The 15,294-nt window shown below is 32.3% G+C and carries 16 protein-coding genes and 1 tRNA gene; 14 read left to right on the top strand and 3 right to left on the bottom strand.

Going from position 1 to position 15,294, the window contains the following annotated elements:
• The first annotated feature begins 148 nt into the window (after positions 1-148).
• Positions 149-826, top strand: coding sequence for an HD-GYP domain-containing protein (locus tag E7419_03485; protein MBE7014255.1), 678 nt, complete (start codon positions 149-151; stop codon positions 824-826).
• A gap of 272 nt (positions 827-1,098) precedes the next feature.
• Here E7419_03485 and E7419_03480 read toward each other — a convergent pair.
• Both E7419_03480 and E7419_03475 read right to left on the bottom strand, forming a co-directional pair.
• Positions 1,099-1,174, bottom strand: a tRNA-Pro gene (locus tag E7419_03480).
• A gap of 42 nt (positions 1,175-1,216) precedes the next feature.
• Complete coding sequence (locus E7419_03475; protein ID MBE7014254.1) at positions 1,217-1,666, bottom strand: DUF386 domain-containing protein; 450 nt, start codon at positions 1,664-1,666, stop codon at positions 1,217-1,219.
• 156 nt (positions 1,667-1,822) lie between these two features.
• Here E7419_03475 and E7419_03470 point away from each other — a divergent pair, with 156 nt between their 5' ends.
• The 3 genes from E7419_03470 to E7419_03460 all read left to right on the top strand — a co-directional run bounded on the left by E7419_03470 (position 1,823) and on the right by E7419_03460 (position 4,086).
• The gene (locus E7419_03470) at positions 1,823-2,863 is read left to right on the top strand and encodes an N-acetyl-gamma-glutamyl-phosphate reductase (GenBank protein ID MBE7014253.1); all 1,041 of its coding nucleotides are present in this window, start codon (positions 1,823-1,825) and stop codon (positions 2,861-2,863) included.
• 96 nt (positions 2,864-2,959) lie between these two features.
• The gene (argB, locus tag E7419_03465) at positions 2,960-3,835 is read left to right on the top strand and encodes an acetylglutamate kinase (protein ID MBE7014252.1); all 876 of its coding nucleotides are present in this window, start codon (positions 2,960-2,962) and stop codon (positions 3,833-3,835) included.
• 65 nt (positions 3,836-3,900) lie between these two features.
• On the top strand, positions 3,901-4,086 hold the full coding sequence (locus E7419_03460; GenBank protein MBE7014251.1) for a hypothetical protein: 186 nt from the start codon (positions 3,901-3,903) through the stop codon (positions 4,084-4,086).
• A gap of 18 nt (positions 4,087-4,104) precedes the next feature.
• Here the strand turns inward: E7419_03460 and E7419_03455 are convergent, their stop codons facing one another.
• A complete protein-coding gene (locus tag E7419_03455) occupies positions 4,105-4,920 on the bottom strand; it encodes a hypothetical protein (protein MBE7014250.1) in 816 nt (271 codons plus the stop codon).
• Positions 4,921-4,940: 20 nt separating this feature from the next.
• Here E7419_03455 and E7419_03450 point away from each other — a divergent pair, with 20 nt between their 5' ends.
• From E7419_03450 to E7419_03405, 10 genes are all read left to right on the top strand, one after another.
• Positions 4,941-5,651: a hypothetical protein gene (locus E7419_03450; GenBank protein MBE7014249.1), complete on the top strand. Its 711-nt coding sequence runs from the start codon at positions 4,941-4,943 to the stop codon at positions 5,649-5,651.
• Between the two features lie 83 nt (positions 5,652-5,734).
• The gene (greA, locus tag E7419_03445) at positions 5,735-6,208 is read left to right on the top strand and encodes a transcription elongation factor GreA (protein MBE7014248.1); all 474 of its coding nucleotides are present in this window, start codon (positions 5,735-5,737) and stop codon (positions 6,206-6,208) included.
• Between the two features lie 11 nt (positions 6,209-6,219).
• The gene (lysS, locus tag E7419_03440; GenBank protein ID MBE7014247.1) at positions 6,220-7,779 is read left to right on the top strand and encodes a lysine--tRNA ligase; all 1,560 of its coding nucleotides are present in this window, start codon (positions 6,220-6,222) and stop codon (positions 7,777-7,779) included.
• Positions 7,780-8,142: 363 nt separating this feature from the next.
• Complete coding sequence (locus tag E7419_03435; GenBank protein ID MBE7014246.1) at positions 8,143-8,403, top strand: hypothetical protein; 261 nt, start codon at positions 8,143-8,145, stop codon at positions 8,401-8,403.
• A 190-nt stretch (positions 8,404-8,593) separates the two neighbouring features.
• Positions 8,594-8,959, top strand: coding sequence for a BlaI/MecI/CopY family transcriptional regulator (locus E7419_03430; protein ID MBE7014245.1), 366 nt, complete (start codon positions 8,594-8,596; stop codon positions 8,957-8,959).
• Entirely contained in the window at positions 8,959-11,349 is a 2,391-nt protein-coding gene (locus E7419_03425) for a hypothetical protein (GenBank protein ID MBE7014244.1), read from the top strand. Before E7419_03430 ends, E7419_03425 begins: the two co-directional genes overlap by 1 nt.
• Positions 11,350-11,653: 304 nt before the next feature.
• Positions 11,654-12,040 carry a BlaI/MecI/CopY family transcriptional regulator gene (locus E7419_03420; GenBank protein MBE7014243.1) on the top strand — a complete coding sequence of 129 codons (387 nt, stop codon included), beginning with the start codon at positions 11,654-11,656 and terminating at the stop codon, positions 12,038-12,040.
• Positions 12,037-13,929 carry a hypothetical protein gene (locus tag E7419_03415; GenBank protein MBE7014242.1) on the top strand — a complete coding sequence of 631 codons (1,893 nt, stop codon included), beginning with the start codon at positions 12,037-12,039 and terminating at the stop codon, positions 13,927-13,929. The genes E7419_03420 and E7419_03415 overlap by 4 nt, the downstream gene beginning before the upstream one ends.
• Positions 13,930-14,242: 313 nt before the next feature.
• A complete protein-coding gene (locus tag E7419_03410; protein ID MBE7014241.1) occupies positions 14,243-14,620 on the top strand; it encodes a BlaI/MecI/CopY family transcriptional regulator in 378 nt (125 codons plus the stop codon).
• A 3-nt stretch (positions 14,621-14,623) separates the two neighbouring features.
• Positions 14,624-15,294: hypothetical protein (locus tag E7419_03405; protein ID MBE7014240.1), on the top strand; the 671-nt coding region annotated here is incomplete at its 3' end.

Here is a 15,294-nt window from a genome sequence, read left to right as displayed (position 1 = left end):
TGCACTAAGGGTTTATTTGATGTGCAGTTTTTTTATTGCAAATTAGCGCAAAAGTTTTTTATCAGAGTGCATTATAAATTATTTTTAATACAATAATAATAGAAAAGTTTAGTTGACTCTTCTGGCAACTAAAAAGAGGTAATTGTATATGATAAGTGAACAGTTAAAAAAGAATTTTTATCAAAATTTCATATTAAACTTTGATGCACTAAAACCTATGACAAAGATAATTGAAGAATGCGACTCAAGTACAGTAAGTCACAGTTTTCACGTAAGCGAATATGTAAGAATGATGCTTGAGTATATTAAAAATAACAGATTATATCCTCATATCGTAAGTGACGATTATGTGGAAAATATTAAATTCGCTTCAATTTTTCACGATGTTGGAAAAATAAAAATCCCTGATGAAATATTAAATAAAGCAGGGAAATTTACCAAAGAAGAATATGAAATTATGAAAACTCATACCACTGAAGGCAAAAATATAATGAAAAAAGTTTTTTCTGGTCCTGAGAACAGTACATTGTTAAAATATGCAGAAGATATCGTACTATACCACCATGAAAAATGGGATGGAAGCGGCTATCCGACGGGAATTTCCAAAGAGGATATTCCCCTTTGCGCAAGGATTATGGCTGTGGCAGATGTTTTTGATGCTCTTGTATCAAAACGTGTATATAAAGAGAAAATGTCTGTCGATGAAGCATACAATGTATTAAAAGAAGAATCAGGAAAACACTTTGACCCCCAAATTGTTGATATTTTTATAAATATAAGATACGATGTGGAAGAGTATGTTAAAAAAATAGAAGAAGGTATATGATAAAAAGCACCCGAATGGGTGCTTTTTTGAAAGATTTAAACTGTACTACTATGATATTTATATTTTAATTAAATCGTTCACTTTGTTCACGATGAAATCCAAACTTGTTTGGATGAAATCAAAGTTTTACAACTTTGATGAAATTAAATCCGTCTTCTATCCGCCAAAGGCGATTTCATCTGCGAAGCGGGTTTCATCCACGATAGTGGATTTATTCCGTTGCAAGACGGATTTAGATGAAAAAAGACTATTCGGAAGAATAGTCTTTTTTCTGGTCGGAGTGACAGGACTTGAACCTGCGGCCACTAGACCCCCAGTCTAGTGCGCTACCACCTGCGCTACACCCCGTTATAGCAAGAAACCTATGTGATTTCTTGCTGATAATACATATTAAATATGAATTTTAATTAAAATCTTTTTAACAGGAAGGCTTTCTTTTATTTTCATTCCCGGTTTGTGAACATCATTCGGGAAGAATACTGCAAATTCATCTTCATTAACTTCCAAAGCAACAGCGGTTTCAGTATCGTTATAGAATGTAACATCTTTGTCAGGATTGTAAGGAATCATTTCAGTACATTTAGCCAAATCTTCCCAGTACATCATTTCGTTACCTTTTAGGATATACTGAATGTCTATGTAATTATCGTGGTTTTCAAATTTTGCTTCTTCTTTTGAATTGTATTCCTGAACGTTTGCATATACGTTTTTACCATCAAGTTCATATTTTCCGACTTCAATGCCTTCTTTTCTTGCTTTGTCGATAAAATCAAGACCGATTTTAAAACCTTCGCCCAATTTGTAATAAAGTTCTTTATTTTTAATGTTATCAAGTATCATTTGTAACAACCTTTCATTTTTAATTAGTTTACTTTACTATTATATCACAGTCTGAGAATAAATCAAGAAGAATTTTAATTAAAATATTGCATTTTTATTAAAAAGAGTGTATAATATTCAAATGGTTTTAAATTATAAAAAGGGGAATGATAAATAATGATTAAAGTATCTGTTCTCGGAGCGACAGGTTATGCCGGAGTTGAACTTGTAAGGCTTTTATGCTCTCATAAGGAAGTTGAGATTACAAATCTTGTTTCCAAAAGTTTTGCGGGTAAAAAATTAAGCGAAATTTATCCTAATTTTTCAGGAGTACTTGATATAGAACTTACCGACCTTGATATTAAAAAGGTAGTAAAAGAGTCGGACGTTGTGTTTACGGCACTGCCTCACGGAGCATCAAAAGAAGTTATTCCCGAACTTTTTAAATCGCAAGTTAAAGTTATCGATTTAAGCGGAGATTTCAGATATGATGATATAAAGGTTTATGAAAAGTGGTATGGCGAACCTCATTCATCTCCCGAAGTTTTAGAAGAGTCTGTTTACGGGCTTTGCGAACTTCACAGAGAGAAGATAAAAAATGCATCATTGATCGGAAATCCCGGTTGTTATACAACCTGCTCAATTTTAGGAGCAGCACCACTTCTTAAAAATAACATTATTGATGAAGATTCAATTATAATAGATGCTAAGTCAGGGGTAACAGGAGCAGGAAGGTCAACAAATCTTGACTATAGTTTCTGCGAATGTACCGAAAATATGAAAGCATACAAAATTGCAACTCACAGGCATACTTCGGAAATAGAACAGGAATTATCGAAGTTTGCATCAAAGGATATAATGGTTTCTTTTACACCTCACCTTGTTCCGTTAAAGAGAGGAATACTTGCAACAATTTACGCTAATCTTACAAAAGATGTAGGCGATGAAGAAATTTATGAATTTTATAAAGAATTCTACAAGGGAGAACAGTTTATAAGAATATATGAACCGGGCAAACTGCCTGAAACAAATCACGTGGCAGGTTCAAATTTTGTTGATATCGGTTTTAAAGTTGATAAAAGATTAAAAAGAGTAATTGTAACAAGCGCTATTGACAATATAGTTAAAGGCGCTGCAGGTCAGGCTGTTCAGAATATGAATATAATGTTTGGTTTTAACGAGAATGAGGGACTTGCAAACCCTGGATTTTACTTATAGCCGTCGGATATTTCCAAGGCTTTTAACGGTTATTTATCAAAAATTCACAATTTAAAAACGAGTTCGGATAACTTTCCGACGGCTAGGAGAAAAAATATGAATGATATGGAATTACTTATAAAAAAAGCGGGGATACTTATTGAAGCCCTGCCGTATATACAAAGATTTGCAGGTAAAACAATTGTTGTAAAATATGGCGGTAACGCTATGATAAATGATGAACTTAAAAATTCGGTTATGGAGGATTTGACACTTTTAAAATATATCGGGCTTAATCCTATCTTAGTTCACGGAGGCGGACCTGACATTTCAGAAGCGTTAAAAACTTTTAATATTGAAAGTGAATTTATAAACGGTTTAAGAGTTACAGACGAAGAAACTGTTAAAGTTGCGCAAATGGTACTTGTTGGTAAAACCAATAAAGAAATCGTATCACTGCTTAATCAAAAAGGCGGAAACGCACTTGGTATTTGCGGTATAGACGGAAATTTAATAAAATGCAAAAAACTTTATACCGAAGTTGACGGTAAAAAAACCGATATTGGTTATGTAGGAGATATTATTGAAATAAATAATAAAGTTTTGGAGTATATTATAAAAGACGAGTTTATCCCTGTTGTTGCACCGATAGGCGTAGGGGAAAACGGAGAAAGTTATAATATAAATGCAGATACCGTTGCAGGAGCATTGGCAGCAAGTTTAAACGCAGAAAAACTTATTATGCTTACCGATGTTGAAGGAATTAAAACAGGTGCAGACGGTGAACTTTTATATTATACAAATAAACAGGAAATTTTGGACTTAATTGATAAAGATGTTATAACAGGAGGTATGATTCCTAAAGTTTTAGGGTGCCTTGAAGCACTTGATAAGGGAGTTAATTCAGTACATATAATTGACGGCAGAGTGCCTCATTGCCTGCTTCTTGAAATATTTACAAAATCAGGAATAGGTACAATGATAGAAAAATAATTTTTCTGCATATAATATCATAGAAACCATACAAGGATACAAATAGATTTAAGAGGTGATATTTTGTGGAAAAGGAAAAGAAAAACAAAGATACGTTCCCTCAGGAACACGATTTTAAAGTTTCTGCTTTGTGCGACTGTACAGGGCTTGTGGCTTCGGGTATGGGCACGGAGGAAGAATTAGAACAGTATAACGAAATATATAACTTTATGCAGGAACCGATTGTAAATACTAAAAATGACGGCGTTTAATTTCAGACGCCGTCTTTTTTAGTATGAAGAATTATAAATCAAATCTATAAACTCGTCAAGTTCAATATCGCCTCTTATATTAAGACGCCTTAATTCGTTAAGAGGTGTAAGGTCATTGTTGAGTTTTCCCATAACTGTGCATTGAATTTTATATCCTGCATCTTCTGATGCTTTTTTGGATAATTCTGTAAATGCACCTGTGGGATAAGCGTAACAAAAAGGTTTTATTCCAATATTTTTATAAATATCAAAATATGATTTTCTTGACTCGAAAACACATTGGTCATAACTTAAGTTTGTGTGAACAAGATGGTTTGCTGAGTGGCTTTCAATATCTATAACTTGGCTTTCTGCCATCTCTCTTGCTTCTGCCCATGTAAAATGATTAAAAACAAAAGTTTTCGGAATGTAGGAAGAGAATGTTACTGTAAATATTGTTCCTTTCATTCCCATATTTTTTAAAATGGGATATGCAATTTTATAGTTGGAATAATATCCGTCATCAAAGGTAATTATAATCGGGTTTTCGGGAAGCGGTGTTCCGTTTGTCCTGTACTCATAATAATCTTTGAAAGTTATTGTATTAAAATTATTTTCCTTTAAAAATTCAAGTTGCTCAGTAAATTTTTCTCTTGATATATGTACATCATAATCAAACCCCTGATCAAAATCGGTTATGTTATGATATAGTAAAATAGGCAGTGTAACCCCTTCGGCATATACACTAAGAGAAAAAAATAACAGTATAAGAATAGACACAAGTATTTTTTTCATTATATCACCATAAAAATTGTAACATAAATTAAAGATATTGTAAATATATTTTAATAGCATAATATTTAACAGGTGATTATATGAATTTGATAATAATAAAAGAGGATAAAAGAGCAATCCCGTTTTCTTTTAAAAAAGAGATAAAAGAAAAATACATAGTTTATAAAATTTTTGATGAGCATAAATTAACAGCAAAAAGAATTTATAAAAAATTAAATAAAGACAGGATAATGAGTGTTGCTTTTGATAATAATATATCCCATAGTTTTAAAAAGTATTTTGAAGGCAAAGTAAATATTATAAAAAAAGAAGACGTGCTTTTTTTTAATATGGATAAAGTTGTTATTAAACTTGCAAATTCGCTTGGTATAAAAGATGGCAAACTCTCTTTGGGCATTTTGGCAGATAATAATTTAAGTGCTGTAATAAGAAAAATGGAAAAGTTAAAGAATAAATTAAAAACTTTGACAGTATATTCCGACAACACAGAAGAATTAGGGTGTTTGCTCGATTCATTCTACAAAGAAACAGGAGTTCCTGTTATAGTAAGGGAAGACTATAAAAATATAGACTGCGACATTTTAATATACCTTAAAAACAAAAAGGTAAATCTTTATAAATTCAAAGGACATCTTATAGATATTTTTGAGGCAACCGATAAAAGAGGAGTCAAAGATATTAAGGTTAAATTTAAGGAAGAAAAAAATATTTATAACATAAGCGATGCCGTTTTTTTAAAAATACTTTCCGAGCCTTTTAAGATTGATAAGTTTATAACAAAAAACACTTAATAGATTATAACAAAAAACACTTGACATAACAGGGCAAAAATAATATAATAAACTGATAGATTAGTATATTGGAGGATTAGGTAATGTCTAAAGAAATTTTACTTACTGCCGACGGTCTTAAAGACTTAAAAGACCAGTTGGAATATTTAAAAACTGAAAAAAGAAATGAGATTGCTGAAAAAATTAAAGAAGCACTTTCATTTGGCGACTTATCCGAAAATGCAGAATATGATGCGGCTAAAAACGAGCAGGCAGAAGTTGAAGAAAAGATAATTAAACTTGAAAACACAATTAAAAATGCCAGAATTATTGAAGATGATAATTCAGGCGACGGTGTTGTTACAATAGGTTGTAAAGTCAAACTTTACGATAAAGAGTTTGATGAAGAAATTATTTATAAAGTAGTAGGCTCTACCGAAGCAAATCCTGCTCAGTATAAGATTTCAAATGAATCTCCTTTAGGAGCTTCGCTTCTTGGCAAAAAAGAAGGGGACGAAGTTGAAGTTAACGCACCACAGGGAATAATGGAATTTAAAATTTTAGAGGTTACAAAGTAGGGGGAATTCTCTTGAGTGAACAAATGAAAAATAATATTATAGAAGAAGATATTAATGAACTTAAAAGAATAAGAATTGAGAAACTTAACAATCTTGCAAGTGAAGGAAAAGATCCTTTCGAGATTACAAAATATGCAAGAACTTATTCTTCAAAAGACGTTTCAGAAGGTTATACAACTGAAGAAAGAGAAGTTTTGGTTCGCGGCGAATCAAAAACCATAACTGCAAAAATATCTCCTCTTGACGGTCAGCCTGTTTGCGTTGCAGGCAGAATTATGTCTAAAAGAGGTATGGGTAAAGTTGGTTTTTGTCATCTGCAGGATATGGATGGCCAGGTTCAGATTTTTGTTAAAAAGGATATTTTAGGCGAAGAAGAGTATGAAAGATTTAAGAAACTTGATATCGGCGATATCATAGGTGCAACAGGCGAAGTTTTCACTACGCAGACAGGGGAAATCTCAATAAGAGTTGATAATATAACACTTTTATCAAAATCACTTTTACCTCTTCCTGAAAAATTCCACGGAATGACTAATACCGATTTAAGATACCGTAAGAGATATATTGATTTAATTATGAACGCTGATGTTAAGGATACATTTATTAAACGTTCAAAAATAATCTCATCTATTAGAAAATACTTAGACGCGCAGGGCTTTTTAGAAGTAGAAACACCAATGCTTGTATCAAACGCAGGTGGTGCGGCTGCCCGTCCTTTTGAAACTCATTTTAATGCACTTGGCGAAGATTTTAAACTTCGTATTTCATTAGAGTTGTACTTAAAACGTCTTATCGTAGGCGGTATGGAAAAGGTATATGAAATAGGACGAGTTTTCAGAAACGAAGGACTGGATACCCGTCATAACCCTGAATTTACTTTGATGGAACTTTATCAGGCATACACCGATTATCACGGTATGATGGACTTAACTGAAAATCTTTATCGTCATGTAGCGACTGAAGTTTTGGGAACAACCAAAATAGTTTATAACGGTATTGAAATGGATTTAGGAAAACCGTTTGAAAGAATAACAATGGTTGACGCTGTTAAAAAATATTCAGGTGTTGACTTTAACGAAATTAAATCCGATGACGAAGCAAAAGAAGTTGCTAAAGTGCATCATGTTGAATTTGAAGCACATCATAAAAAAGGCGATATATTAAATCTGTTCTTTGAAACTTATGTTGAAGAGCATTTAATTCAGCCAACATTTGTTATGGATCACCCGATAGAAATTTCTCCTCTTACCAAGAAGAAACCGGAAAATCCTGAATATGTTGAAAGATTTGAGTTCTTTATGAACGGATGGGAAATGGCTAACGCATACTCAGAACTTAACGACCCGATTGACCAGAGAGAAAGATTTAAAGCACAGGAAGCACTTCTTGCAATGGGCGACGAAGAAGCAAATACCACAGACGAAGACTTTATGAACGCTTTAGAAATCGGTATGCCACCAACAGGCGGTATCGGCTTCGGTATCGACAGAATGTGTATGCTTCTTACCGACTCACAAGCCATAAGAGATGTACTTCTGTTTCCTACAATGAAGCCTTTGGATAACAAATAATTTAACTGTTAAACTCCTTGCAGATATCAAACTGCAGGGAGTTTTTAATATGCTTTTTTACGAAAAAGAGAATTTTGGAAAAATAATTGTATTTTGGGCATAATAATGATATAATGAGAGTGCCAAACAATTTTAATATGTAGAATTATATATTCTCTTTTTTGAAATGGGTATTTTAATACCCTTTTTTGTGATGGCTCTCGTTATTTGAATTGGCAAAAACGCAAATTCCATTAGCGAGAGTGCAAGAGGATATATCCACATTCTACGTGAAATTGTTTGGCGACAATCGGAGTTTGCGTTTTTCAGCGTATTGACTTCGGTTGATACGCTTTTTTTAATTTTAGAAAGAAGGAATTATTTATGAAATGTTTAAAATGCAGGTATAAATCGCGCCCTAAATTATCAACAATTGTTACATATTGTATATCTATGTCGCTCGAAATTATCGATTCATATTATATTATTGAAAATGCAGGATATAAATTATCTCCATTTAATAAGATTCATAGGGCATATTCAGAATTGCTTCAGGATTATAATTACGGAGATATTAAATTGTGCAATGAATATTTAGAAAGTTTGGGAATAGATAAAAAGTATTTTTTAGGAACAAACAAATAAGTAAATAGGAAAAGTTAATTATTTTGATAAACGTAATATCAGTTTTAGATTGGTGTTACGGTTTTTATTGTGCATTAACACAATAAGTTTATCCGAAAGTCTTGTTTTATAAATTTCAAAAAAACTATTGACATTCGCTTCTACACAATGTATAATAAAAACAACTTGTAGAAACGAAGGGGGAATTATTATGAAAATATCAGAAACTGAAATGGAGATTATGAGAATAATCTGGGATAAAAACGGTAAGGTTACGACAAGTGAACTTGCGGAAAAGATGCCCGATAAGAAACTTACTACAATATCTACTTTGGCGGGCAGACTTATTGACAAGGGATGTTTAAAGTCAGAAAAGATAGGTCGTTCGCATGTTCACGAATATGAGGCGATTATTTCCGAACAGGAATATCAGGCTATGCAGACAAAGGAATTTGTAAAGTTTATTCACAGGGGGAGTGCAAAGAGTCTTATTTCGGCTCTGTTCCGTGACGAAGATTTTACAAAAGAAGACATTGAAGAATTAAAAAGGTTTATTGATAAAAAGGGTGATGAATAATGTTAGAATCAGTTATAATATCAACTCTTGCAGGTTCTTTGGTTTGTATAATGGTTTTGATATTTAAAAACAAGATTTTATCCTTACTTGGCGGTAAGGCGTTATATTACATAAGTTTACTTGCAATGCTTATTTTTGTATTACCTATGAATATCGGGGAGATAACGTTTCCTGAAATTCAGATACAAAGAGAGGTAAATATAACAGAATTTAATACCACAACACCTATCAACAATACAAATAATGCACAACCAAAAAATCAAAAGCAACAAATTTACGATAAACCACAATATAATACATTGCCCAAACCATCAAATATAGTAAGAAGGTCTAATCCTGTAACCATACAGGAAATACTGTTTGCAGTCTGGATTTTAGGTTTTATTGTTTCAATGTTAAGATATTTTATATCTTACTTTCGATTTAAGAAGAAAATTTGTGATTTTGATACCCACGAAAAAATAAATGGTGTTGATGTTATCAAAAGTCCCTTAATAACATCGCCTATAATTTTTGGCTTTTTTAAACCAACCCTTGCAATTCCCGAAATTGAAATGAATGAGGAAGATTATAACCTTGCAATCAAGCACGAAATGGTACATTACAAGCATCACGACAGTTGGTTTAAGCTCTTTGCAGTAATTGTCAATTCAATTTGTTGGTTTAATCCGATTGCATACTTTATGGTGAATTTAATCGGCGAAGCGTGTGAATATGCTTGCGATGAACAAGTAACAAAAGAAATGAATGTTGAGGACAAAAAGCAGTACAGCACAATGATACTTTCAATGGTATGTCAGTCTTCTCCTGCGCTTTCAAGTAATATGGCAAAAAATAAAAAACAACTTAAAAGGAGGTTTGAAATGATTATGAAAAATAAAAGATTTAGTATATTTAAAACAGCATTTTGTACTTTGCTTATATTGGCAGTAACCTGTGGTAGCGTGGTTCTTGCAAATGAGGTTGCTCCTATCGTATCTTCACTGCTTAAAGATGATTATGTTTATGTTGCTAACTTTGGAAAAGGAAATTATAATGGTTTTGTTCCAACCGAAAAAGATGGAGTATATTATTTGCCATGGAGAGAATTTTTGAATAATTCGGATGTTGAAAATGATAAAATAAAATATGAAAACGGCACAGTTACGGTTGATTTCTGGTCTAAGACACATAAAATAATAACTGCATTAGAACCTAATTATAGCAGTGAATTAACAGAACAAAATGAAACAACTGTTCCGGGTAAATTTGTATGGTCAACAAGTTGCAGTATTGGAAGTAAAGAGGTAATCATTGATGGAAATAAATATACGCTGTCAAATCCGCCTTATATGGAAAATGACATAACCTATGTTCCGTATGAATATATTAAATTGCTAAAAAACTATGAAGAAATAGGTGTAGAAATAAAATCGGATTTCAGCAACCTTACAAGTGTGTTTGTTGCCAATATGAAATATGGCTTTGACAGTTTGAATAGCAGATTCTATATTGATGATGCAGAAATAGAAAGTTTGCCGAGAGAAAAGACAGTTGATGAAAATGCACTTATAATAAATAAATGTTATATTTGTAAAGATGCTGACATTTCTATTTCCAAAACAGGCTATAGAACAGAATTTAATGCAAAGTTGAATTTTATGGATATTAACAACAAAGAAGATACCGGAAATGCTGAGATTGTACTCAATAAAGTAACCCGTATTTATAGTAAAGGTAGCGACATAGAAGGTCTGTTTACTGTAAAGATTGACGGCGAAACTGTATATGAAAACGAAGTCGGATATATAACTACGTTACCTATGCCGGCTGGTGATGGAATTGCTGATTTTGGAGAAACAATTGTAAAAATCGGTGAAACGAAAATCAGAATTTTCTTTTTTGGATTAGGAACTGATAGTCATGATGAATATAGTGCTTTGAGTGTAAGAAATAGAGAAATAGCAAAAAAATCGGATACAACAACAATTGGTATATTTCCAACTGAAGCGAAATTAGGAGGGAAAACCATCAAACGAACGGATAAGGACAACTATTTTCAGTATAATATTCAGGATGAATACGCACTATTGAGTTTTGGTTTTGATGATTACACAGAAGAAAGTAAAAAATGGTTTAATAGTTATAATATTACTCGTAATGAAAACAGTCAAATTAAAGTAATAGCTGAAAACACATTTGCAGGACATTTCTTTTTGGAAAATAATCAGATTCGTATAGATTCCTTTGACGCAATTATTACACTCCTACCTGACAATAAATTTGAATTCAGGTCAAACGATGGTAAATATATTGTAAGAGGTACAACAGGAGAATTTGTTCCGCAATGGCAATGGAGCGAGGAACAGAAAATGTCATATCCTCCACAGGTGGTAATGATTGATGAATGATGAACAGCAAAATAAAGTATGGTCTGCCTGGATTGACGAAACTAAAAAGATAATAACAATCAAAGAAAGACCAAACACAAAGCAAGTATTCTTTGAAAACCGTGAAATCGGAATGGAAGAAATTTTAAAACTCGTTTCAAAAGGATATAAAATAGGTTAATATGAAGCCCTTCGGCAGTATGTGTCGAAGGGCTTTCTACATATTTTTTTAAACAAATTCTTAAAAAAGTATTGACAATACGACAGTTGTCGTATATAATATAACCAACATACGACAGTTGTCGTAGAAAGTGAGGTAATTATCTTGAAAAAAACCGATAAGAGACTTCCGGACGCGGAACTTGAAATTATGAAGGTAATTTGGCACAATCAAACTCCTATATCTACAAGCGAGGTGAAGCAAATTATTGATGATGAAGGCGTAAACGATTGGACACAGCAAACAATTCAGACGCTACTTAACCGTCTTATCGTAAAAGAATTTATTTCAAAGGAAAATCGTGGTAAAGGATATATTTATACACCGCTTATATCAGAGAGTGACTATATCAGCTATGAAAGCAAGATGTTTTTGGAAAAGTTACACGGTAATTCAGTAACAAGTTTAATGCGAGCTTTATTTGACAGAAATAAAATGAGTGATGAAGATATTTCTAAACTTGAAGAAATGTTTAAGGAAAAGCAACAATGATAGAATTTATAATGCAAATTTTTTTACAAGTAGTGATTTCATCATTAAAAGTGTCAATTATTGTAATTTTACTCTTGTTGCTAACAAAATTGATTGAAGAAAGATATAGTGCAGGTTTTCGTTATTACTCGTGGCTCGCAGTAATTATAATCTTTCTCATTCCGTTTAATAGCTTTGGGCTTAATTATAGTGTAGAATTGCCTGGTTCTACTTTGCACATTCAAAAAGAAGTACAAGAAATGTTTAATCAGATTTCACAAAAAGCGCCTATCTATGAATTTGAGGAAGAAATTTCTGGAAATGGAAATAATAAATTCTCATCAGTACACAATAATAGTAAGCGTGTTGAAGAAAACGCTGTCGAGCATACAAAACCACTTAATGTTGCATTTCTTATTGCACTTGTATGGGCGTTAGGAGCAATCTTGTATTTTGTTATACATATAAAGCGATACCGTTTTTTTAAAAAAGCTGTAAAACGATTTTCATTACCACTCTCTGATACCCACATTAAAAAAATTCTTGAGGAAGAACAAAAGCGTCTGAAAATATCCAAAAATATACCTGTAAGGATTTCTTCTATTGCAGATACACCGCTTCTAACAGGTTTGTTTAGGGTAATGTTAATATTACCGAACAATAATTATACTAATGATGAGTTGCATTTTATATTGCGTCACGAGTTGATTCACTATAAACGCAAAGATATATGGTATCAGTTTTTAACTTTAATATTTGTATCTCTGCATTGGTTTAACCCATTTGTTTACCTTATGGCACACGCCATTGAAATTGACGGGGAAACCTCCTGTGATGAAGCTGTACTCAAAGAAAATTCATACGGAAAAAGAGTTTTTTATGGTGAAATGCTGATTGCATTTTTGAAAACAGAAAATCAAAAAAAATCTTATTTAACAACAACATTTTTCGGAGGTGAAAAAGCTATGAAAAAAAGACTTACGTTAATAGCAAGTAAAAAATTAAGAAAAAAAGGAATAGCAGCAATGGCAGTTTTAATGGTTATAACTGTTATGATGTCTCTCACAGCAGTGGCAACTACCATTGAATTTGTTGACAGTAAAGATATGGTGAAAAACAGTTCAAACCGTGAAAACACAATTATAATGGACACAAGTGAAGGTTATGATGTCTTTATTGGTTGTGAGCCTATTCGTGAGACAAATGAAAAAATTAAGGTTCCTTTAAGAACTTTTATAGTTTTTATCGACTATAAAATCATATCTGAAGAGGCGGGAAAAACAATCACCATATCGAATGGAAACAGACAGATTGAATTGTCAGCTAACTCTAATAAAGTAAAGATAAATGGTGATAGCGCAAACATAACAAAGAATATCATAGCTGAAAATGATGATTTTTATGTGTATATTGATGATATAGAAACATTATTCTCTTATAAGGTTTCTTATGATTTAGAAAAAAATAATGTTGTTTTAACAGTAACAGACGAGACACCCGAAGCTGTCAAAACTATAACACCACCGGAGTCACTTCCAGAAGATTATATCGCTCCCCAAAGGGTAACTGTTTTGACACAGGGAGAAACAATAACTATTCTAATTGATGATAACCCTGTAACATATTCTGATGCTCAACCGTTTATTGACGAGCAAGACAGAACACAAGTTCCAGTAAGAGCTTTGGCTGAAATGTTGAACTGTCAAGTTATATGGAATGATCAAACACAGGGCGTTACAATAATAGATGTTGACGGTACTGTTATAACAACAAAAATTGGTGATAATAAAATAGTTGCTGACGGTAAAATGATTGAAATGGATACCACAGCAATAATTATTAACAATAGAACATATCTTCCATTGAGATTTGTTTCGGAAGCATTGGGATTTAATGTCTTTTGGCAATAATAAGTAATGGAACAATAAATGTTAAATTCATGATCTACTTGGATTGACGAAACTAAAGGACCATAACCATAAAAGAATCCCCAAATGCAAAGCAAGTATTCTTTGAGAACCGTGAAATCGGAATGGAAGAAATTTTAAAACTCGTTTCAAAAGGATACAAAATAGGATAATATGAAGCCCTTCGGCAGTATGTCGGAGGGCTTTCTACATATTTTTTAAACAAATTTTCAAAAAAGTATTGACAAATTCAAACTACAACTGTAGTATATAAATATAAACTACAGTTGTAGGATGAAAAAATGGAGGTATTTCTATGGCGCAAAGAAATATAAACATCTCTGATGCAGAACTTGAGGTAATGAAGGTAATATGGAATGAAAAAAGGCCTGTCACTTCTCTTGACATTTGTGAAGCATTTGAAACAAAGGGATGGAAAAAAACAACAATAGGGACATTCTTGACAAGACTTGTAGAAAAAGGAGCATTAACTTTTGAAAAACAAGGCAAATTATATTACTATACTCCTCTTGTCTCTCAAAGGGAATATCGTAAATCGCAGACTAAAAATCTTATTTCCAGTTTGTATAACGGTTCTGCATTCGATTTTGCTGTTTCATTTTTTAAAGAGCAAAAATTATCTGATGACGATATTAAGGAGCTGAAGGCGATATTTGAAGATAAGGAGGTATAAACAATGTTACAAGACATATTCAAAGCCATACTTGTTACCTCTTTTATCGGAACGGCACTTACGCTTGTTCTTACCTTGATTAAGCCAATTACAAAAAGATGGTTTACAAGCAGTTGGCACTATTATATGTGGCTTGTTGTTTTGGTTGTAATGCTTCTTCCTATCAGAATTTCACTTCCCAACAATTCGCATCCTGTTCCAGCATTGGAAATCAATTCACAAATTTCTGATAAAAAAGAATCAGGTGATGCATATGAGCCTATACAAGTTACCAAGCAAGATTTAGAATTAAATTCTGACAAGGAAGGCAATACATACAACCGTATAGAAAACTTGAAAATTTTTGCATATGACAAACTAAATATTGTTTCATTTGTGTGGTTTGTTATTATGATTGCACTCTTTTTTAGTAAACTTATTGGATATATGATTTTCTTAATCAAATTACGCAAATATTCGGATATAATTTCTTGTCCTGAACTTATGCGATTTACAAATAAGAAAATCGTTGCAAGAACAAGTGATAGAATATCGTCACCACTTATGATAGGACTTTTTAAGCCAACATTATTGTTACCTGAAACTGAAATGACTCCAGAACAACTTGACAATGTTTTGGCACATGAAATGACTCATTTTAGGAGAAAAGACATTTTATATAAATGGTTTATCAG

The sequence above is a fragment of the Oscillospiraceae bacterium genome, from assembly GCA_015068525.1.
Lineage (GTDB): Bacteria > Bacillota > Clostridia > UMGS1840 > HGM11507 > SIG450.
Note: the sequence above shows the minus strand (reverse complement) of the source record. Positions and strands in the feature narration are given on the sequence as shown.